Below are 21,119 nucleotides of genomic sequence, written 5' to 3'. Positions count from 1 at the left end.
TTTGTTTAACTTCTCTTTTTCTAAATCTTGAATTTTGAAAGTTCAACGCCGCTTTTTTCATCATGGGCGTGTACGGTACACACCAAGCAGGAATCAAAGGAGCGGGCCACCATGCCTACCTCCACTGGATCTTTCACGTCTTCAATATCTGTTCCTTCTAAAGCAGCTTCAATCGGTCCCGGGTTATCATTTCCGTCATTTGGACCTACGTTCCATGTGGTAGGTGCCATTACTTGATAGTTTTTGATGACGCCATCTTTGACCTCTATCCAATGCGCTAGAGCACCTCTTGCAGCCTCCGTAGCACCGAATCCTTTACCATCTTTCTCAATGGGTTTGTTATAGAATTCACCATCCAAATCAATTTGGCCTAGCCATTCATTTATCAATTGATAAATACGTGGTGCCTCATGAACTCGAGCTAAAACTCGCGTGAAGACACTTGCCCCGCCTAGCTTTCGATAGGCATCAATAAAGAATGGGTCTCTAATTTGATGTTCATGATTCGCTGGGTTACCCGCCATAATGCAGCGCGCCATAGGGCCAGCTTCAGCGGCATAGCCATCGTATCGCGGTGCTTTTGACCAACTATATTTTCCATCAAAATCAGAATGATGCAAAGGCTGGGACTTAACAGGCGTTGGAATCGGTTCATCCCAAGGGTGTAATCCATCTTCTTGGTCACCGAACCAAGAGTGCTTCACATGCTCGCTGACCTTCATGTGGTCAAACTCATGCCAATTCTCCCCATCGAAGAATCCACTTGGGCTAATCAAAGCCTTATTTCGTCCTTCAATCGTAGGATTGTTGTACATGTCTTTGTGCAGATAGGTTCCAAAGGCCAAAAATTTCTCAACACCTTTACCAAACTTATCCAAACCGAACTCGAGTCCCGCTCTTATATATAATCCCAAGTCACTATTCTTATGGGAATCACTTTCTTCTAACCAAGCCAGCATATCCTCCCACGACTTGATTTCCATATATCTTTCTATGGTACAACCCAACCAAACAGGCTCTAACCAATCGTTTTTGAATTGGGTCATTATGGCATAGGCCCTGGTAATATCCTTAAGTGTAGGCGCACACATCACACCTCCAGGTACCATATAGCTGGAATGAGGCCACTGTCCTCCAAAAAGTGCATACACCTGAACGGGAAGTCCACTCGCGGTCAATCCAGTTTGAAAAGTCTCGCCCACATAGGCAGACCAGCGTTTAACCACTTCTTTATATAAGGGTTTGTTTGCAAACTTTTTATTCGCCATATCGGTAGCGAAAATGGCATAAAACCATCTAGGAATACTTTGAATGGTTTCGGTTGCCTGTCCAATCGCTCTCAGCAATAAAGCATTGGGAGAAAGTTGTGTTCCCCAGGCCGTATCCAAGGCAGAAGAGGCACAATATAAGTGAGAACCACCACAGATACCACAAATTCTAGGTGTTACTATCAATCCAGACTGTGGGTCTTTCCCAGCCATAATTTTTTCAAACCCACGGAACATAGCCGCCTGGGTATGGGCTTTGGTCACTTTTCCTTCATCGATGTACACTTTTACATCCAAATCTCCCTCTACTCTACCTACGGGAGATATATTCAATTCTTTAACAGCCATTTTATCTTTTCTAGTTAGTTGTCAATTATTTTGAGGTCTCCATTATCCGATTGTTCTTCGGCATTACTTTTTGGAATCCTGCTTCCATATAATAGGCCAATTTTGTTCTCCCTGTTGGAACTTCCTTAGGCAAGAAACCTAAATACTTCATGGTTTTAAAAACACTTCCTTTTTGAAGGTCATTATGCGGAAAACCAGGTTCGGTGCAACCCAAACAGGGATGGTTGGCGCGTGTTTTACTGGATTGTCTATTCCATAAAATGTTGTTACAACTTGCTCGAGTCATTGGTCCTCTACAACCTACTTCATAAAAGAGGCATCCACCTCGCCTACCGAATCCACCGTCAACCTTTTGGGCAAAATTGGTCACATTGGTACAACCGTCTTGCACAAAGTTCGTAAAGAAGGTTTTTGGTCTATGATATTCATCAATCAACACATCTCCAATTCTTCCTACGGCTATGGCCACCAAAATCTGGGTAATCCAGTCTGGGTGTGCAGGGCATCCAGGAACGTTAATGACAGGCAATCCACCTTTGGAAACGTAATCTGCCCCCAAAAAACCACCTTTGGCTTTTTTATGGAATTGCAACCCTGTGGATTCACTTGGATTTGGGGGTACCGCAGGGATACCTCCCCAAGTGGCACAATCTCCAATGGCGACCACATAGCCTGCCACTTCAGAGAGTTCCTTAATCCAATCCATCATGGGTCGGTCTGCAAAAAAGTTCATAGTTCCTGTACCGTTAGGTCCTTGGATCAAAGAACCTTCATAGACAAGAATATCCATCTGGACTTTACCATCCAAGATATCCTTTAATAAGTCTTGCACTTGATCCCCTATTTGGAGACCAGTTGTTGGATGCCAAAGAATATTGAGTCCGAAATCGGTAATCAATTCTACCACGGTAGGTTCTTCGGCATTCAAAAAGGACATGGTGTTGCCACTACATGCACCCCCTTGTAACCATAAAACGTTTGCCATAATGTATTAGTTAAGATGTTTGGCGACCTTCGGAAATTCTTAAACAAAATTGAATTTTGTTTAATATTTTTTGAATTTCCATTACACAGAAAGTCAAATTTTGTTAATTTATTAGTAATATGGCAAATAACTAAGAGAATTCAAAGAGTTGAAAGTTATTTAGAATCAGTCAATTTAATGTTCTATTGAACAGTTTCTGAAATGCTGACTTTTTTAAGTTTAAGTTGACTATATATCAGCAATGTTATTCCAATTCGACACCCCACAAAACAGTCCTTTGCCTTAAAATATCCTCTTTTCTAAAAATGTATCTATGTTTTACAAATCCAAAAACTGATTTTATAGTATAAATTTGAATACTAGTATGCTCGTAAAGCGTTTTCAGTAATCTAGCTGGATATATAAGATCTATTTCGTACTCAATAAACCCTCTCGGCCAATGAAATGCTTAAGCACCTATAAAATCAATACATGAAAAAGATAATCTTACTATATCTCCTAATAGGGAGTTCGCAAATCAACTTTGGTCAAAACAAGGTCAATTCCAATCCATCAACTTATAGGTATGTAGATGCAACCCAGACACATTTGCCCTATGAGGATTTGCAATTACTTTCAATGGATGCAGGAATTGCAGATTTGGACTCGGACGGGGATTTGGACATTTTAATTGCCAATGAACATAGGCCCAATATCCTACTCATAAATGATGGAAAGGGAAAGTTTACAAATGAAAGTACGCTTCGCATACCACAGGTAGATCATGACAGTGAGGATATTGACATCGCGGATTTTGATTCAGATGGGGATTTGGACATTATAGTGGTAAGTGAGGATGATAAAACCAATGAGTTTTATTTGAACAATGGAGATGGTACTTTTTCTGATGAAGGCAGCAGAATTCCTGTAGCAGGGACATCCAATTCAGTTATCGTTTTTGACATCAATAGCGATGGCCATATAGATGTGCTGATTGGCAACAATGGGCAAAACAATGTTTTAATCAATGATGGAAAAGGATATTTTAAAGATGAAACCTCACAGAGATTTGATGAATTTATAGATGTAACCCAAGACCTTACCTTGGCCGATATTGATAATGATGGTGATAAAGATTTATTGGTAGGGAACGAAGGCGCGAATCGTATAATGATTAATACTGGGAAAGGCTTTTTTAAAGACCAGTCTTTGGATAGATTGCCATACCGAACAGAGCCCGAAGAAACTCGTGAAGTGGACGTTGCGGATATTGACGGAGATGGGGACTTGGATATTTTATATGGTAATGTACAGGCCTTTGTTGAGAATGCCTTACGACAAAACAGATTACTTCTGAACGATGGCAAAGGCTTTTTTTCAGATATCACTAAAACCCATCTGCCCAAAGATGACAACCGCTGTTTTGGTGTTGCATTTTTGGACATTGACAATGACGGCGATGAAGATATTATGACCGGCAACACCAACGGACCTCGATTTGGCGGCATCACGCCCTTTAGTGTTTATTTGAACAATGGCAAAGGCTTGTTTACAGATGCTACGGCGACAATTATCCCTGAAGGAATTGGAGGAAGAGGTTTTGATATCGATTATGTGGATTTTAATGGGGACGGAGTAAAAGACCTTTTTCTAAGTAATCGCGGTTCACAAGACTTTCTGCTTTTCGGTAAGAAGCGATGAAATATTAATTATAAATCGAAGCAGCTTAAGCACAATTCTTCATGAAAGTTGATTTCAACAAATCAAATACTAATACTTTCTTCAACTTATCAAAACATTGAGTGGCAGAATACCTTTATTTTTGTTTTCCTTATCATTTTACCAACTGCAAAAATTCTTTTGTAATGAAAAACAGATTGCTTTTTATTCTATTACTACTGACCAATATTCATTTCATTCTTGCACAAGACTTGGTTCAATCTGGTCCTATGGTAGGATACTCCACCATGCGCGAAGCACTTCTTTGGGTTCAAACAACCTCATCTGCCCAAGTGCATTTTGAATATTTTGAGAAGACAAACCCTAGTGAACGTTTCAAGACCGAAACACAAACAACCGAATCTAAAAATGGTTTTGTTGCCAAGTTGGTGGCAAATCAAATTATGCCCGGAAAAAAATACAACTATGAGTTATTTGTGAATGGTAATAAGATTCAAAAGGATTACCCTATGGAATTCCAATCACAAACACTGTGGCAGTGGAGAACAGACCCGCCCGAAGTGAGTTTTGCCATTGGAAGTTGCAACTATGTGAATGATGAATATTTTGATAGGCCCGGTAAACCTTATGGTAGCGAGTTTGAAATATTTGAGTCCATTCATCAGAAGAGGCCCGACTTTATGCTCTGGTTGGGAGATAATACCTATTTAAGAGAACCTGATTGGAATTCAAGAACGGGAATCTTGCATCGGTACACCCATACCCGTTCATTACCACAACTCCAAGCGCTTCTTGCTTCAACACACCATTATGCCATTTGGGACGACCATGATTTTGGGCCAAACAATGCGGACAGTAGTTTTTGGGAAAAGAAAACAACAGCAGAAATCTTTAAGCTCTTTTGGGGCAATCCTAATTATGACGCCATTGACAAAGGAGGAATAACTGGTACTTTCCAATGGGCGGATTTACAATTCTTCTTGTTAGATAACCGTTACTACAGAACATCAAATAACAATTTTACCGGAGAGCGTGAAATCCTGGGCAAAGCACAGATTGACTGGCTAATCAACGCCTTGGCCTCCAGTAATGCTCCTTTTAAGTTTGTTGCCATTGGCGGGCAGGTGCTTAGTACCGAAGCTGATTACGAGAACTACGCCACTTTTCCAAAGGAAAGAAGATATCTACTCGATAAGATAAGGGAGGCCAAAATTGAAGGAGTTGTTTTTCTGGATGGAGACAGACACCATACCGTTTTGAGCAAAATGCAGGAAAGTGCGGAGGTCTATCCCATTTACGATTTGACCTGTTCCTCTTTGACGGCAGGCTCCAATAATAATAAAGAAGAACTGAATAAATACAAGTTGGAAGGAACCGTAGTAGGGCAACATAACTTCGGAATTCTTAATGTCAGTGGTCCTCGCACTAATCGGGTTCTTACCATTAAAATATTGGATAAAGATGGCAAAGAACTATGGGTCAAAGACATCAAAGCCCAAGATTTAAAATATAAATCAAAAGGCAGATAAATGCATTTTTTATCTGATGAAAGTTTTACTCTTTGAAGTTGTTTTCTAAAAGCCCGTAGAATTCGTGCCGAAGTTTGTCATCCTTGAACTTCCCGCCATACTCAAGAGTTGTGGTAAAGCTCTCCTTATCCTTTATTCCTCGTGAAGAAACACAGAGATGCTTTGCATGAACCATCACTATCACATCTTCGGTCTCAAGCGTATCCTGTAGGTCGATTAGAATTTGAAGACAAAGTCGTTCCTGCACTTGTGGGCGATGCGAGTAATAGTCCACCAAACGATTGATTTTGGACAGACCCACCACTTTGTCTTTTGGAATATAGGCAATATGTGCTTTCCCTACTATGGGCAAAAAATGATGTTCACATGAAGAATCTATGGTAATATCCTGTTCCACGAGCATACGTTGATAACCGTAGGTATTGGAAAACGTGGATATTTTTGGCTTGTTTATGGGATTTAACCCATAGAACAATTCCTTTACGTACATCTTTGCAAATCGATAGGGAGTACCGGATAAACTTTCGTCAGTAAGGTTGAGACCCAACTCTTCCATGATTTTGTAAAAATGAGATTGAATATTCTCTATTTTTTCCTCATCCGAACGTTCAAAGGCGTCCGCCCGCATAGGGGTTTTTACAGATGTGGCGATATGGTTGTCTCCTAAGAGTTCTATTTGGGATTTTTCCATAAATATAAAGTTGAAGTTTAACTGTCAGCGCAACAAGTCTCGTCTTTGCACTGACAATACCGACGATTATAGAAATGAAGGAATATTAATCCTACGGTAGGTGGATAAATGACCGCCTCGGGCAAATGAAGTATCTCAAATTTCTCATTCAGCACAATTAGCGCCAAGAGCATCCAAATAATACCAAAGCCAAACTTTATCCAGCTTTGACTGGTTTTACGGATGGACCAATACACCGCAAAAAAAGAAAGAACTAAGAAAACGATATCCAAAGTGCCCCACCAAGATGGATGCGCCTCCCCGTGAACGCCTATACTTGCATGCGCCATAAAAAGGAAAGGAGTTGCCAAACAATGAGCCAAACAAAGCCCGCTGGCAAGAATTCCAATCCAATCAGATTTAAGTGATACTTGTGCTAACGTCATTAATTATAACATTTTTAACATGCTCTTTTAGAGCATACAAAAACAAAATCAGATTTTTGGCAAAGTTAGTGCTTATTTTCAAATGCAACCAAGTTGCATTTATGTTTATTTTTGTCAAAACGAACTAATGGTTAAAACATCAAGTCTCACATATGCCTATGGGGATGAACAAGAAATGGTTTTTCCAGATATCGACCTTCCCCTAGGGCAACATTTGCTCATAATAGGCCCTTCAGGCATAGGCAAGACCACACTTTTATACTTAATGGCCGGACTATTGCCTCCCGTGAAAGGTAACGTAGCCATCGCTGGAAAAGAACTGGACTCATTGTCACGAAGAGAACTGGACAAATTCAGGGGTGAACAAATTGGGCTTATCTTCCAACAATATCATTTTATTAAATCCCTTAATGTGCAGGACAATCTTGTCCTTCGACAGAGTATTCTCAAAAACCCCATTGACAAAGATAGAAGACATAAGCTCACCGAAAGACTAGGACTTTCCGAACATCTCAACAAAAAGGTCACTGAATTGAGCCAAGGACAACAGCAACGTCTCTCCATTGCACTTGGTTTAATCCACAGACCTAAAATAATATTGGCAGATGAACCCACTTCTAATCTAGATGACGTGAACTGTGTCAAGGTTATCAACCTACTCAAGGAAGAAGCTGAGATTTGCAAAAGTAGTTTGGTAATCATCACACACGATCTCCGTGTAATGTCTCACTTTCAAAATCGAGTTGAGCTATGAATCTAGGGTATTTGGCATATAGAAACATGATTTCCAAACCGCTCAATTTGTTATTGAGCCTATTGCTCCTATCATTGAGCGTATCTTTGGTAACCTTTGTTCTACAATTAAACAAGCAATTGAGCGGTCAATTGAACAAGAACATTGCTCCCTTCGATATGGTAGTAGGAGCCAAAGGAAGCCCTTTACAGCTAGTCTTGTCATCCGTACTTCACATAGATGTACCTACTGGAAATATAAAACTAAAGGACATTGACATGCTGCGCAAGCATCCTTTTGTAGAAAAAACCATCCCGGTTTCTTATGGAGACAACTACAAAGGATACAGATTACTGGGCACAGAATTGGAATACCTTGAGAGGTACAACGCAGAACTACAAGAAGGACGACTTTTCCAAAAATCCTTTGAAGTGGTTGCAGGCCACGGAGTAAGTACCAGGTTAAATCTGAAACTAGGAGACACTTTTACCAGTTCACATGGTTTAGTGGGTGGCGGAGACGGACATGATGATCATCCTTACGAAGTAATTGGAATTCTCAAGCCCACCGGATCGGTTGTTGATCAACTATTGATTTCAAATTTGGAAAGTGTTTGGGAGGCCCACAGTCATGAAGATGCAGAGCATGATGAGTCTAGCGAGGAACATCATGATGATTCCCATGAGGAACATGGAGACCAAAATGGGCACGAACACGAACATGAAGATGGCGAAGAGGATAAGCATGAAGAAGATAAAAATTTAGAGATAACCTCTCTCTTGGTTAAATTTAAAAGCCCTCTGGGAATGGTCCAGCTCCCCAGATTCATCAACGAGAACACTTCCGTGCAAGCTGCGCTTCCCGGTTTTGAAATACAACGCCTAATGGGATTGTTGGGTTCAGGGGCCACTACAATAAATGGAATTGCCCTGGCCATTTTATTGGTTTCAGGATTGAGTATCTTTATAAGCCTTTTAAAGACCATTCGGGAAAGAAGGCAAGAGCTTGCACTTTTAAGGACATACGGTTTCCATACAAGACAACTCCTTGGATTGGCTCTATTGGAAGGTGTATTTTTGGCACTTATTGGATTTGTGGCTGGATGGATTTTAGGACGCCTGGGCATCTGGATTTTATCCGGATACATGAGTGCCACATATGGGTACACATTTCAAATAAACCGTCCAGAAATGATTGAGATTTTACTAATGGTTACTATTTTGGTACTGGCAATCATTGCCGCTTTAATGGCTTCCATTTCAATTTTTAAATTAAACGTAGCAAAAACTTTATCTAATGAATAAATACCTCTTGTTTTTCTTTATGCTGATTTTCATCGGTTTTTCCGGTATGGCACAGAAACAACTTACCTGGACAGATTTTGCCGATGTGAATTTTCAATCACAGTTCAACGAAAAGTATGGGGTTCATTTTTTGATGCCCACATTTGGTGAAAAAATAATGTCTTACAAGGGTAAACAGGTCAGTATCAAAGGCTATTTTTTAGATATTTCAGGTAGTGGAGACATATTTCTGATATCTCAAAATCCAATGGCCTCCTGCTTCTTTTGTGGAGGTTCGGGTCCGGAAACCATAATTGAAGTTAGTTTTAAGGAAAAACCCCCTTTTAGAACAGACCAAATCGTCATTGTTACAGGAACTCTTGAACTAAATGCCAACGATGTAGACCATTGCAACTATATTTTAACTGAAGCGACGGGCCGTTTGGCAAATTAAAATGATGCGCCTTTTTTTGTACATATTGTTCTTTCTATCAATGGCAGAGGGTATGTCCCAAGCTATTTTGACATGGGACGACCTATCTGATGGTATTTTCTGGGAATCGCACTCCCCCAACGCGCTCATCCCAGGTTTTGAAAAAGCAACGTTTTCAGCAAAACTCAGAGCTTTGGAAGGAAAAAAGGTTAGCATAACAGGATACTTACTGGTTTTGGATGGAAAACAGTCTATATACCTATTATCCAAAAACCCAATGGCATCTTGTTTCTTTTGCGGAAATGGAGGACCAGAGTCTATTGTAGATTTACAGTTCGACAAAAAGATTTCTTTCTCTATGGATGCACTGATTTCGGTTGAGGGAACATTTAACTTGAACGGGAATGACCCAAATACTGCCTACTATCGTATTGAAAATGCGAATGCGGTAAGTTTCAAATAAGGATTTGTTAATGGAAAACAGCAACTTCGGACAGATTTTGAAAGAAAAGGGCTTGAAAAAAACAAAAGTCCGGATGGCCTTGCTCCATCACTTTTTGCAGTTGAAACATGCACAATCCTATAGCGATTTACAACTAGCCTTAAAAAGTGAAATTGATAAATCCACACTGTATCGTAACTTGACTTCTTTTGAACAAGCAGGTATTATTCATAGAATAAATGACCATTCAGGAATATCCAAATACGCGTTTGGAGAATTGCCCAAGGAAGGTCAAGACCATGCCCATTTTGTCTGTGAGACTTGTGAAACGGTGTATTGTATGGAGGTATCCGCTCCTCCTCAATTAAACGTGCCAAAAGGATTTAAAACCAAAAACATCCAAACGATAATAAAAGGCGTTTGCTCAAAATGCTAACAACCACACAAAACGATTAAAACAAACTATGAAGAAATACATCAATTTCCTTGCGCTGGTATTGACGAATATGATTTTTGCCCAAAACATTGTAGTACCAAAGAGTCATAGCAATATCAAGAATGATGAAAATGGACTCTTCCTAGAAGATAACGGTGAGAAGTACTATGCATCAAAAGGTAAAGCACGTTACAGTCTTGAGCAATTGTTTGGGAATCTTAAAGGAACCGAAGAAGGGGTTACCATGGATTTTGGGAATTTTGAAGGCACCATTACCTATGGGCTTATCCCATATGGAAAAGCACCGCACCCACTACCAGTTTTCCGATTTGTAAAAACATTGGAATCTGGTAAGGCCGATATCAATATTAAACGGGATTTTCGTTATCCCTATGATTTTGTTGACTGGCAGGAGAATCAGATACTTTCTATAGGTTATCGCCTTGCAGATGAAAAAGGAATGGTGGTGTATGACGGGGAGGTTTCCCTTACTGGCGCAGGGCCCTTTTCACTGGCCCCTTCCATCTATGAAGGTCCCTTTATTAATATGTTGACTGATACCAGCGCCACTATTTGGTTCAACACCACACAGCCTATAGAAGTAACCTTAAAGATCAACGAAGAATCCATTACCAGTCCCTCTGCAACACATCATGAGATTGCAGTATCCAAACTTAAACCCAACACTCAATATGAGTACTCAATCAAATACGAAAACTTCACGCAGCAGTACCATTTAAAAACGGCCCCAAAACCAGGAAGCAAAACTCCATTCGTATTTGCCTACACAAGCGATAGCAGGCATGCTTCAGGGGGAGGTGAGCGCAAGATTTATGGAGCCAATGCCTACATAATGAAGAAAATTGCCGCAGTTGCATATGCGAATGATGCTGCTTTCATGCAATTTAGCGGAGATTTGATTAACGGATACCTGCAAACCAATGCTGAAACCCAGGTGCAGTATACCAATTGGAAGAAAGCTGTGGAGCCTTTTTGGCATTATATGCCATTTCAAGTAGGTATGGGAAATCATGAAGCCTTGGGACATATATTCCGAGATAGTACAGGAAGAAGTAAAGGTTTTGTTGACAAATTTCCCTACGATACAGAATCTGCCGAAGCTTCTTTTGCCCAAGCTTTCGTAAACCCTATATCCACCTTAAAAAGTGAAGATGGAAGTACATATGACCCGTCTCCACAAACCATTGATTTCCCTTCATACTCTGAAAATGTTTTCCATTACAGATACGACAATGTGGCCATAGTGGTATTGAACAGTGATTACTGGTATGCGCCAAGTCTTTCAAGAAATACTATTACTTCAGGGGGTCTACATGGTTATATTATGGATAATCAACTGGAGTGGTTGGAAAATACCATTCTTTCTCTAGAAAAGGATGATACCATTGACCATATTTTCGTGACCCAACATACACCTGCTTTTCCCAATGGAGGCCATAGTCGAGATGATATGTGGTATAGTGGCAATAACGAAAAAAGACCTTTTGTAGCAGGGAAACCGTTGGAAAAAGGAATTATTGAAAGACGCGACCAATACCTCAACATCCTAATAAACAAAAGCAAAAAGGTACTTGCTATTTTAACCGGAGATGAACACAATTACAATAGGTTGAAGTTAACTGAGGAGGTTACAATTTACCCCGAGGATTATCCTCATGAAAAATTGAACGTGTCTAGATCCATCTACCAAATTAACAATGGGGCTGCAGGAGCACCGTATTATGCACAAGAAGTATTACCCTGGAGCGAACACACCAAAGCTTTTAGTGTAGAAAATGCGGTATGTCTGTTTTATGTAGATGGTAAAACGGTAAAAATGAAGGTGGTGAATCCAGATACCTTGAATCTTATTGATGAAATTGTACTACGTTAATTGATAGGTATTATAAAGAAACTCTTATCGTTACCCTATAGGTATTGGATTATAATGGCATGTCTACCAAAACTTATTGTCCAGCATAGATATCAGAGACAATCCTGCAGCAGCTCCGGAAATAAAAAGATTCCACTCCCTATGTTTCACTCTTAAAATGTTAAGGAATAAAAAGGCGATACCTACTATAAAAAAGACAATCAACAATTGCCCCAATTCTATTCCAATATTAAAGCCCAATAGCGGGATTACTATGTCCGAAGGGTCCATAATAAGTGCTTTAAAATAATTGGAAAAGTCCATACCATGAATTAAGCCAAAGAACAAGGCCATAGCATAATTTCGTTTCATTTTTAACGACTTTTCCATTTGGTTCCCTCCGAGTACGTTATGAAGTGCAGTCAAAAAAATGGTCAGCGGGATAAGGAATTTGATGAACTTAGAAGGAATGGAAAATATATCTAAAGAGACCAAAACCAAAGTTACACTATGTCCAATAGTGAAGGCAGTCACCAAAATGAGGATTTTACGCCACTGTTCAATGCGATAAACAGCACAGAGCACCACCAAGAAAAGTATATGATCATAACCGGCAAGGTCGGCGATATGCTCAAAACCCAATTTCAAGTAAAATTCAAATGGATGCATATCAGTATTTCAATTGATGAACCGGTGTTTTTTTATTCAGCATCATGCTTTTGGATTCTCCATTAACATGAACATAAACTATATTGTTCTGATCAAAAAACAAATCCGTAAAAACAGCATTTTTGACTTCCAAAGTTTTCAAGAGTGAGGATTGTTTGATTTCAAAATAAACCCAAAGTGCGGTATTCTCCCCTTCTCCACTAAGTTTTTTGCGCTTAATTTTTAAATCTACTACCTCCCTATTTGCCTTAACGTAAAAAAACTGATTTAAATAGTCCAGCAAAAGCTTGTTCGCCTTATCGGATTCATTGGGTTGACAAAAAGCCAATTCTTTACTATTGGGGTCAAAAACAAGGGCTTCATTGACATCGGTCAGAAATAGCTTCAAGTTAATGGTCAAAAGTTGCTTATTGGAAGCATATTCTATCTCGCACAAAGATAGTCGTAAAGGATGTGCAACTGTTTGAATAGAGGCCCCCAGCGCAATAAAAAGAAAGAACAGTCTAAACACTATTGGACAACCTTTGGTTTAAGATGATTCTCCAGCCTGTATCTGTTCGGCAACCGCTTGGACCTCTTTGAATACACGAATCAGGTTTCCTCCCCAAATCTTTGCAATCTGTTCTTCGGTATATCCACGTCTAACCAATTCTATGGTAATATTCATTACCTCACTGGCATCGAAGACTCCCTCAATTCCCCCACCGCCATCAAAATCACATCCAATACCGACATGATCAATTCCTGCCACTTTGATAATGTGGTCTATGTGGTCAGCAACATGTTTTACCGTTGCTGGAGGATTTGGAAATTTCTCGTTAAGTTCCTGAAAAGATTTGCGCATAGCTTTTCGTTCATCTTGAGCCATTTCGCTAATAGGCTTCATACTAGCTCGTAAAGCAGCAACTGCCGAGTCTCTTTCAACATTTGGAGGAGCTTCCCTAAGGTAATCCGCCAACATGGTCAATTGTACAACACCTCCATTTTCTGCCATTAACTTCAACATTTCATCGGTCATATTCCGTCTGTGATTTGTTACTGCTCTGGCGTTGGAATGACTTGCGATTATAGGTGCTTTGGACATCTTAATCGCATCATAAAAAACACTATCGTTACCATGGGAAACGTCTACCATAATGCCTAATCTGTTCATCTCATCCACCACTTTGGAGCCAAATTCACTTATACCTCCATACTCCGTTCCCTCGGGATCCGTTGCCGAATCGGCCAAATCGTTGTTTGAGGAATGTACCAAGGTGATATATCGTACTCCTTTGTTAAAGTATTCTTCCACATTGGAAATATCATTTCCTATGGGATAGCCATTTTCAATACCAATATAAATGGCCCTCTTTCCTTCTTTTTCCAAAGCGTAGGCATCATCAGGATTTAAAGCCAAGCCCACTACATCTGAGTTTCTTTCCGTGGAAGCCACAACTGAATCAATCATTTGCAGGCACAGTGCCTTTGCCCTTGTGTTACCATCATCATCACGGATATCCTGGGCTACAAAGGCAGCAAAGAAAATAGCGTCCAAATCCCCTTCCTTCATCCTTGGATAATCGACCTTTGAACCCGTTTCATTTGGGTCGTGTCTTTCAGCCATATCAAAGCCCGGTTCAATCATACGTAGAGGCGTATCTGCATGAGTGTCCAACGTAAGCACTCGTTTATGGATATCAAGTGCTCTAGCAACCAACTCTTCTTCCGTATCAGTTCCAGTAGCTTCCTCGGCAGGTTTCTGTTTACAACTAAAAATTAATAAAGCAATTGTGAATAATGTAAAGAAGGTTTGGTGTTTTGTAAACATGATTTGAAATTTAACTATTTGGTATAATTGAATAAGATACTATAAACATACTAAGAAAAACGGTTTCCCCTTGATTCTTTGAGGTATTCTAAACTAGTTAACGATTAATATCCTGCGGCTTGCCCATCCTTCCGGCTTTCTGAAGCTCCATGATACACCTTGTTTTCGTCATCCCAAAGAATGGCCTGGTACCCTCCATATATCCCTCTCGCTGTTCCCATACGATGGCCTTTATCCATCAATCCCCTAATGGTTGAATAAGGAATTCCAGATTCAGTTCGTATAAGTCCTGTATCTTCCATAGTGCTGCCCATAGGACTGGCGCCTCCAGTATGATCCCAACGCGGGGCATCACCCGCCTCCTGCAGGTTCATACCAAAATCAATGAGATTCATCACAATTTGGGTATGACCCATGGGTTGAAAATCTCCTCCCATTACCCCAAAGCTCACAAACGGTTTACCATCCTTCGTCATAAACGCTGGAATAATAGTGTGAAAGGGTCGTTTTCCAGGTTCGAAGGTATTGGCTTGTCCACGTTTAAGACTGAACAATTCACCTCTATCCTGTAGCATGAAACCTAGTTTGGGAGGTGCCATACCAGAACCCATTCCACGATAGTTACTTTGAATCAATGATATCATGGTACCCTCATTGTCCGCCACGGTCATATAGATAGTTTCCCCCGCGGAGATTTCTCCTGCCGAATAAGTTCCTGCACGTTCACCAATTTTTCCCCTTCTGTTTTCGGCATAGTTATCTGATAGCAATTCCTCTACGGGTACGTCAAAGAAATCCATATCTGCGTAGTATTTTGCTCTATCTTCAAAAGCCAATTTCTTGGATTCAGTAAATAAATGAAGATGTTCTGTGCTCCCGAAATCAATGTTGGAAAAATCGTAACCTTCCAATATTTGAAGCATCTGTAGTGCAGCAATTCCTTGGCCGTTTGGAGGAAGTTCCCAAACATCGTAACCTCTGTAATTTACAGAAACGGGTTCTACCCATTCCGATTTATGCGCCGCAAGGTCTTTAGCAGACAAAAAGCCTCCCTGTTCTTTAATAAACTTACCAATGGTTTTGGCAATATCGCCTTTATAAAAAGCATCTCGGCCGCCTTCGGCAATTTTTCGATAGGTACTTGCCAAATAGGGATTTTTATAGATTTCCCCTTCATTTGGGAGTTTACCTCCGTTTTGGGACTTGTAAGTGTCCTTAATATTTGGAAAGTCTTTAGATTCAAAAAAAGGAATGGTACGTTGCATGTACCAAGCAATAAGTTCGGTCAAAGGAAAGCCCTTTTCGGCATAATCTATGGCTGGAGCGAGAATCTCTGACATAGGTTTTGACCCAAACTTTCCGTGGAGTTCAAACCATCCATCTACTGCACCCGGTACACTAACTGGTAGGGGGCCGTGTGATGGAATCTTGGTCATTCCCTCTTTTTCAAAATACTCTAAAGTGAGTTTCTGTGGTGACCGCCCACTAGCGTTGAGACCATACAACTTTTTCGTTTTCCCATCCCAAACAATGGCAAATAAATCTCCCCCTATGCCACATCCCGTAGGTTCCATAAGTCCTAAAGCAGCATTTGCAGCAATTGCGGCATCAATAGCATTACCGCCATCTTTGAGAACATCGAGCCCAATCTGGGTTGCCAGTGGATGACTTGTTGCCACCATTCCATTCTGTCCTAAAACTTCGGAACGAGTAGCAAAAGGTTCACCGGTAATGCGGTCTTGCGCTATGGAATACTGAATGAAAAGAAAAAAGGAAAACAGGTAGTAGAAAAGGTTTTTCATCATCATTTTTTAGGCTCCGTAAAGTACGAAAATCAGTTAGAAACCTCAACCCAAAAAAAGTATCTCCCATCTACTTGGCTGGTTGAGAGGTATAGTACATATATTCCCCTTATGATAAAAAACCAATATTTTTTTATTGGACATAGGCCGAAGTGCCTTTTTGCACGTATGTAAGACGTATGTTTTTCAATCCTGCCTACTCGGAGTTTGGAAGGAAAAAAGTATAGAACACATGAAATATTTCAACCAAGGAATTAGGCACATAATTCTCGGTATTTTATTTTTCTTTTACTCCATCAACGGAGAATCGCAAACCCAACTCTTTTCTGGAGAATTGAGTGCAGGACGTTTTACAGGAACCGCTGAGTATCCGTTTGAGGTAGTCGAAGGCGATTCAATTCCCGTAGGAAGCTTTCTCATGTACAAAGCCAATCTAAATGCCCTTTTACAGGAAAAAGACAGTTTTTTTTCCATCTCTGGAGCCTTTAACGAGGGATATCCAGAGGGTTTTTGGAAGTTTCAGTTTGGTGAGTTCATTTCAAACCGATCCAGTCAAGTAGTAGGATACCAATACCGGGTGAATGCAAGCGGTATTCAACATGACGCTTTAGGTAATCTTACCGCTGGCAAACCAGATGGGGATTGGGTTTATAAAATTTCAAGAGTTGAAAATTCAGAGGTCAGTGAAGAGCTTTTCAAAAGCAAAATAACTTTTGAGCAGGGAGTTCCTCAAAAAAGCTTTCAAATTGAAAATGATTCAATTACCCTGGTCGGGCGTTTTCTTCGTGACGGTTTTGCCCACGACCTCTGGGCAGTATATTCTGATGTTTCCAGCGAATCTTCTGAAAACTGGCATTTTGATAATGGACTTTTGGAAAAAATTGAAAAAATCTCTCCAAACGGAAATATGACTTTGGAGATTTTTGATACATCTGCCCAATCCTATAAATCGGAAGTACTTGATGAACGGTATTTAAAAATCGTAAAGTGGTACATCAAAGAGCAACAAGCCGATTTAAATTCAGAAAACATGGGCATGTACCGGCTTTTGCGCCAAAATGCTCAGCACTATCAAAGCATTAATGCCTTTTTCAATGATTTGGGAAAATCTCAATTCATGCCCAGCTTTAAAGTCCGTTTGCCCTTCTATTCTTTAGATAGTTTGGAAACGAAACAAATAAGGGAAATAGTTGAAACTTATCGTTCCGCTTCAAAAACAAGCAAAACCCTTCTGGGCAATCCCCAGTTGGAACTTTTGGTTCGTTCCAATACCGAAGCAAACTACTATTACAATGTGGTAAAAAGATTGCAAAGTAATTTCTTGGAGCCTCTGGGGGCTTTCATTTCCTATTATGACCAACAGACCATTGAGTTTTTACCTAGAACAACCTTAACCCGTCAAATCTGGCCTAATGGGTTACCCAAAAAAAAGATACAAATGTCCAACCAAGCGGGTTCGAACGCTTTTTGGGACTTGGAGTCTTTTCCAGAGTATGAAGCTCAGGCAATGAACATGGCCAATGTTCAAAACATGGCCAAGTATGTAGAAAGTAGTCTTGACAGTATTTCGGAGAGCATGTCCGAGTGGCTTAAAAAGGCAAAGAAACAACAGCAATTTTTAACTCTTGACGAACTGCTTGTTAAGGAAACTCAGCTTTTGGAAAACAATATTGACACTTTGTTGGCTACGGATAGACTGGGTATACAAAGAGCTTTGAATGGAATTTTGGCAACAAAAGAAACTACTTTGAAAACTTATGCTGAAATGCCAGAGTCTGATGAAAAATTGGATTATGGTCAAAATGTATTGACCTGCCTTCAAAATCTAGGTGAATTGGCATCAGCAGTATCAAAATTACCAGAGCAGGAGCGTATTATCAAAGAAGCATATCAGGATGCATTCTGGAATCCTTTTACCGCCACAATAATGGACGAAGACGTTAAAAAACGAATTACGGCCGCTCACAAAAACATACTCATTCCCTATGTCCTAGACCTTGTAGACTCCCCTACGGTGTGCGAAGAGGCTCCCAACATACTCCAATTAATCAATGATATCCAAACACGTCTTCTTGAACTTCGTGATGAGCCTACCAAGAAATTGGAACGGAAACTTAGAAAAGAGCAAGACCCAGAATCCGTTTTGGAGTTATTGGGAATAATGTCCAACATTAAAACTGCCGAACGTTGAAAAAGCATATTGTATTTGGCAGTGTTACAGCATGTATATTTCTGCTGTTTGGTTTATCTGTAGGACACGCACAAGAGGAAAATATACTTCCGGAGGAAGCAGAATTCAAAGAACCTGTTGGCAGGGTATGGTTCAATACCTATGGTAACATTCGGATTTCGAAAAGACTTTTCTGGGATGCCCAGACCCATTTTCGGTTTGAAGAAACTGAAAACACCCCTTACATTGGACAAATTGGTCAGATTTACAATAGACACGCTATTGGCTACATTTATTCAAAAAGTTTTAATGTAAGTCTTGGTGGTGTCTTACGTGTTAATTTCAATACTGATGAATCTTCTGAGGACCGGAGTGTGGTTCCGGAGTGGCGTATTTGGCACCAATATCAGTATGCCATGCCATTGGGAAGTACCATGTTTTATCATAGGATACGGATAGAGCATAGATGGACTCAAGGTTTTGCTGAGAACAGTGAATATATTTTCCGAAATCGATGGCGGTATATGCTCAGGGCCAAAGTGCCATTGAACAACTATAAGTTTGAACCCGGTACTTTCTATGTTTCTCCAGAGGCAGAGCTTATCATGCAAAGTGGAAAGGCAGTTGTGGCAAGCCCCATGGAAGATTTACGATTGACCACCACTCTGGGGTACATTATTCAACCCAGATTGACAGTTGCCGCCGGTTTAATGTATTCAACTGGACAGACTTTGGAAAACGGCGGAATTTACAAGCAGAATTGGACATTTCGCATTCATCTGTATTTCTCTCCAGATTTCAGAAAAGTTAAAAATAAGCTACCATCCATCCATTTTGATGATTAATCTCGTACATCAATATAGTTGATAGATATCATGAAAAAAATACGCCCTCTACTAACCTACGCTTTAGCGCTCTTTTTTGCAGCGTTGGCACTATATTTTTGGTCCAACTCCAGAACATTAAAACAAGAACTTGAGGCCAATCAACAAACCAAACAAGATCTATTTTCACGTTTGGCCATGCACGAGGCACTGCTTCAAGGTGATTCTTTATTGATTCGAGGAAATTACAACGACGCAATTGAATCTTATAGTGAAGGACAAGAACCTAGAACAGAGAGTGATGGGGCAGCTTTAGAAATGCGAATGGCTTTTGCCAAGACTTTTTTGGCCCTTCAAACTCAAAAAAATGAGACTGATTCCAATAGTATAGCTGTATTGGATACCACCTCTATTATGGTCAAGGAACTAAGTTCCAATGAAATCAACTCGATTGACTCCTTGACATTTGCTGTTGAAAAAATGCGTGCACAAGTATCCAGACTTAAAAAGCAATTGAGAAAAAAGGCCAACGGACAGTACTTAACCTTCGTAACCAGCAAAGGCAGTGTTGTTCACTATGTTGGAGACGTGAAAGACAAAAAGGCCAATGGTATGGGAGTAGCGCTGCTTAGCACCGGAAGTCGTTATGAGGGGCAATGGAAAAATAACCAAAGACATGGAGAGGGCACGTTTTATTGGCCTGATGGGCAATCCTATGAAGGAACCTACATTAATGACAAACGGGATGGGCAAGGTACCTACTACTGGCCAAATGGAGAAAAATATGTAGGCCATTGGAAAGCTGATGAACGCTTCGGAGAAGGCGTTTTCTATGGCAAAAAAGGAGACATAGTAGCCAGTGGGATTTGGGAAGATGATGAGCTTGTTCAAGAGCCCAATAGGCGTCGTAAATAGAACTGTTTTTATTTCAGTTTCTATCTACATGGGTCACCTCAACCCCTCCATCCTTTCCTAACACCAATACATTTACAAAATTGATAAAAAGCCCAGTTTCAACCACACCGGGTATTTCCAAAAGTTTTGAATTTAATTCTTTAAGATTGTGATAGCCAGATATATCCAAATCTAAAATGAAATTGTTCTCATCTGTTCTATATTCCAAATTGTTCTCTTTTCTTAAAACTGGGTTAAGTCCAAGTTGTTTTAACTGCTCTATAATCTTTTTTTGAGCCAAAGGAATTACTTCCAAAGGCAATCTGAACTTCCCTAAACTATCAACTTTTTTACTGGAATCAACGATGATTACATTGAATTTTGAATTGTAGGCCAAGATTTTTTCACGTAGTAAAGCTCCCCCTCCTCCTTTTATCATGTTGAATTGGGTATCTATCTCGTCTGCACCATCAATATAAATATCAAGCTTATCTACTTTATCCAATGTGGTCAAAGGAATGCCCAGTACTTGAGCCATATTTGCCGTCCTTTCTGAAGATGGCACGCCAATAACTGAAAGACCATTCGCAACTTTTTCACCAAGCTGACGAATCATGAACTCTGCCGTGGAGCCGGTTCCCAGCCCAACAACCATTCCATCTTTCACAAATTCGATCGATGCTTCAGCAGCTAATTGCTTTTCATTTTTTTGCATACAAAATCTTTCTTTTTCTAAAAGTATTGAAATATGGTATCCGGAGCTTATCATTTTGTTATGAAGTTGCCCTCTGTTTCTTTTTCCCACTTGAAACCCTTAGCTTGCTTCTAATCCTATAAAAGCCAAT

General features: G+C 40.1%; 20 protein-coding genes. 11 read left to right on the top strand and 9 right to left on the bottom strand.

Annotated features, from left to right (window positions below; translation table 11 throughout):
* Positions 1 to 20: 20 nt before the first annotated feature.
* A complete protein-coding gene (locus ACOKFD_RS15500) occupies positions 21 to 1,616 on the bottom strand; it encodes a nickel-dependent hydrogenase large subunit (protein ID WP_422858747.1) in 1,596 nt (531 codons plus the stop codon).
* Between the two features lie 25 nt (positions 1,617 to 1,641).
* The gene (locus tag ACOKFD_RS15495; protein WP_298995035.1) at positions 1,642 to 2,601 is read right to left on the bottom strand and encodes a hypothetical protein; all 960 of its coding nucleotides are present in this window, start codon (positions 2,599 to 2,601) and stop codon (positions 1,642 to 1,644) included.
* 471 nt (positions 2,602 to 3,072) lie between these two features.
* Between ACOKFD_RS15495 and ACOKFD_RS15490 the strand changes: the two genes are divergently transcribed.
* Entirely contained in the window at positions 3,073 to 4,281 is a 1,209-nt protein-coding gene (locus ACOKFD_RS15490; RefSeq protein ID WP_422858746.1) for an FG-GAP repeat domain-containing protein, read from the top strand.
* Positions 4,282 to 4,445: 164 nt separating this feature from the next.
* A complete protein-coding gene (locus ACOKFD_RS15485) occupies positions 4,446 to 5,789 on the top strand; it encodes an alkaline phosphatase D family protein (protein WP_422858745.1) in 1,344 nt (447 codons plus the stop codon).
* 25 nt (positions 5,790 to 5,814) lie between these two features.
* Here the strand turns inward: ACOKFD_RS15485 and folE are convergent, their stop codons facing one another.
* Positions 5,815 to 6,480: a GTP cyclohydrolase I FolE gene (gene folE / locus ACOKFD_RS15480; RefSeq protein WP_422858744.1), complete on the bottom strand. Its 666-nt coding sequence runs from the start codon at positions 6,478 to 6,480 to the stop codon at positions 5,815 to 5,817.
* Positions 6,481 to 6,497: 17 nt separating this feature from the next.
* The gene (locus tag ACOKFD_RS15475; protein ID WP_422858743.1) at positions 6,498 to 6,905 is read right to left on the bottom strand and encodes a MerC domain-containing protein; all 408 of its coding nucleotides are present in this window, start codon (positions 6,903 to 6,905) and stop codon (positions 6,498 to 6,500) included.
* 127 nt (positions 6,906 to 7,032) lie between these two features.
* Between ACOKFD_RS15475 and ACOKFD_RS15470 the strand changes: the two genes are divergently transcribed.
* The 6 genes from ACOKFD_RS15470 to ACOKFD_RS15445 are packed head-to-tail and all read left to right on the top strand — an operon-like array spanning position 7,033 to position 12,126.
* Positions 7,033 to 7,659 carry an ATP-binding cassette domain-containing protein gene (locus tag ACOKFD_RS15470; protein WP_298995049.1) on the top strand — a complete coding sequence of 209 codons (627 nt, stop codon included), beginning with the start codon at positions 7,033 to 7,035 and terminating at the stop codon, positions 7,657 to 7,659.
* A complete protein-coding gene (locus ACOKFD_RS15465) occupies positions 7,656 to 8,942 on the top strand; it encodes an ABC transporter permease (protein ID WP_422858742.1) in 1,287 nt (428 codons plus the stop codon). Before ACOKFD_RS15470 ends, ACOKFD_RS15465 begins: the two co-directional genes overlap by 4 nt.
* A complete protein-coding gene (locus ACOKFD_RS15460; protein WP_422858741.1) occupies positions 8,935 to 9,375 on the top strand; it encodes a hypothetical protein in 441 nt (146 codons plus the stop codon). The genes ACOKFD_RS15465 and ACOKFD_RS15460 overlap by 8 nt, the downstream gene beginning before the upstream one ends.
* Positions 9,376 to 9,427: 52 nt before the next feature.
* Complete coding sequence (locus ACOKFD_RS15455; RefSeq protein WP_422858740.1) at positions 9,428 to 9,817, top strand: hypothetical protein; 390 nt, start codon at positions 9,428 to 9,430, stop codon at positions 9,815 to 9,817.
* Between the two features lie 10 nt (positions 9,818 to 9,827).
* Entirely contained in the window at positions 9,828 to 10,232 is a 405-nt protein-coding gene (locus ACOKFD_RS15450) for a transcriptional repressor (protein ID WP_298995063.1), read from the top strand.
* A gap of 28 nt (positions 10,233 to 10,260) precedes the next feature.
* Positions 10,261 to 12,126, top strand: coding sequence for a hypothetical protein (locus ACOKFD_RS15445; RefSeq protein WP_422858739.1), 1,866 nt, complete (start codon positions 10,261 to 10,263; stop codon positions 12,124 to 12,126).
* Positions 12,127 to 12,189: 63 nt separating this feature from the next.
* Here the strand turns inward: ACOKFD_RS15445 and ACOKFD_RS15440 are convergent, their stop codons facing one another.
* The 4 genes from ACOKFD_RS15440 to ggt form a co-directional block, all read right to left on the bottom strand.
* Positions 12,190 to 12,774, bottom strand: a complete 585-nt coding sequence (locus ACOKFD_RS15440) for a HupE/UreJ family protein (protein ID WP_298995067.1) — start codon at positions 12,772 to 12,774, stop codon at positions 12,190 to 12,192.
* A 1-nt stretch (position 12,775) separates the two neighbouring features.
* The gene (locus tag ACOKFD_RS15435; RefSeq protein WP_422858738.1) at positions 12,776 to 13,285 is read right to left on the bottom strand and encodes a DUF6702 family protein; all 510 of its coding nucleotides are present in this window, start codon (positions 13,283 to 13,285) and stop codon (positions 12,776 to 12,778) included.
* Between the two features lie 18 nt (positions 13,286 to 13,303).
* Positions 13,304 to 14,584, bottom strand: coding sequence for a dipeptidase (locus ACOKFD_RS15430; RefSeq protein WP_422858737.1), 1,281 nt, complete (start codon positions 14,582 to 14,584; stop codon positions 13,304 to 13,306).
* Positions 14,585 to 14,688: 104 nt separating this feature from the next.
* Complete coding sequence (ggt, locus tag ACOKFD_RS15425) at positions 14,689 to 16,392, bottom strand: gamma-glutamyltransferase (protein WP_422858736.1); 1,704 nt, start codon at positions 16,390 to 16,392, stop codon at positions 14,689 to 14,691.
* 226 nt (positions 16,393 to 16,618) lie between these two features.
* Between ggt and ACOKFD_RS15420 the strand changes: the two genes are divergently transcribed.
* From ACOKFD_RS15420 to ACOKFD_RS15410, 3 genes are read left to right on the top strand one after another with little or no spacing between them, the layout of a single operon-like run.
* Entirely contained in the window at positions 16,619 to 18,577 is a 1,959-nt protein-coding gene (locus tag ACOKFD_RS15420; RefSeq protein WP_422858735.1) for a hypothetical protein, read from the top strand.
* Complete coding sequence (locus ACOKFD_RS15415) at positions 18,574 to 19,401, top strand: DUF2490 domain-containing protein (RefSeq protein WP_422858734.1); 828 nt, start codon at positions 18,574 to 18,576, stop codon at positions 19,399 to 19,401. Before ACOKFD_RS15420 ends, ACOKFD_RS15415 begins: the two co-directional genes overlap by 4 nt.
* A 30-nt stretch (positions 19,402 to 19,431) precedes the next feature.
* Entirely contained in the window at positions 19,432 to 20,295 is an 864-nt protein-coding gene (locus ACOKFD_RS15410) for an MORN repeat-containing protein (protein WP_422858733.1), read from the top strand.
* 13 nt (positions 20,296 to 20,308) lie between these two features.
* On the opposite strand, the gene rpiA is transcribed toward ACOKFD_RS15410, so the two are convergent.
* Positions 20,309 to 20,989: a ribose-5-phosphate isomerase RpiA gene (rpiA, locus tag ACOKFD_RS15405; protein WP_422858732.1), complete on the bottom strand. Its 681-nt coding sequence runs from the start codon at positions 20,987 to 20,989 to the stop codon at positions 20,309 to 20,311.
* Between the last annotated feature and the right edge of the window lie 130 nt (positions 20,990 to 21,119).

It is taken from the genome of Flagellimonas ulvae (assembly GCF_049333175.1).
GTDB lineage: Bacteria > Bacteroidota > Bacteroidia > Flavobacteriales > Flavobacteriaceae > Flagellimonas.
The sequence above is the reverse complement of the archived record's forward strand: the minus strand, read 5'-3'. Positions and strand labels throughout refer to the sequence as shown.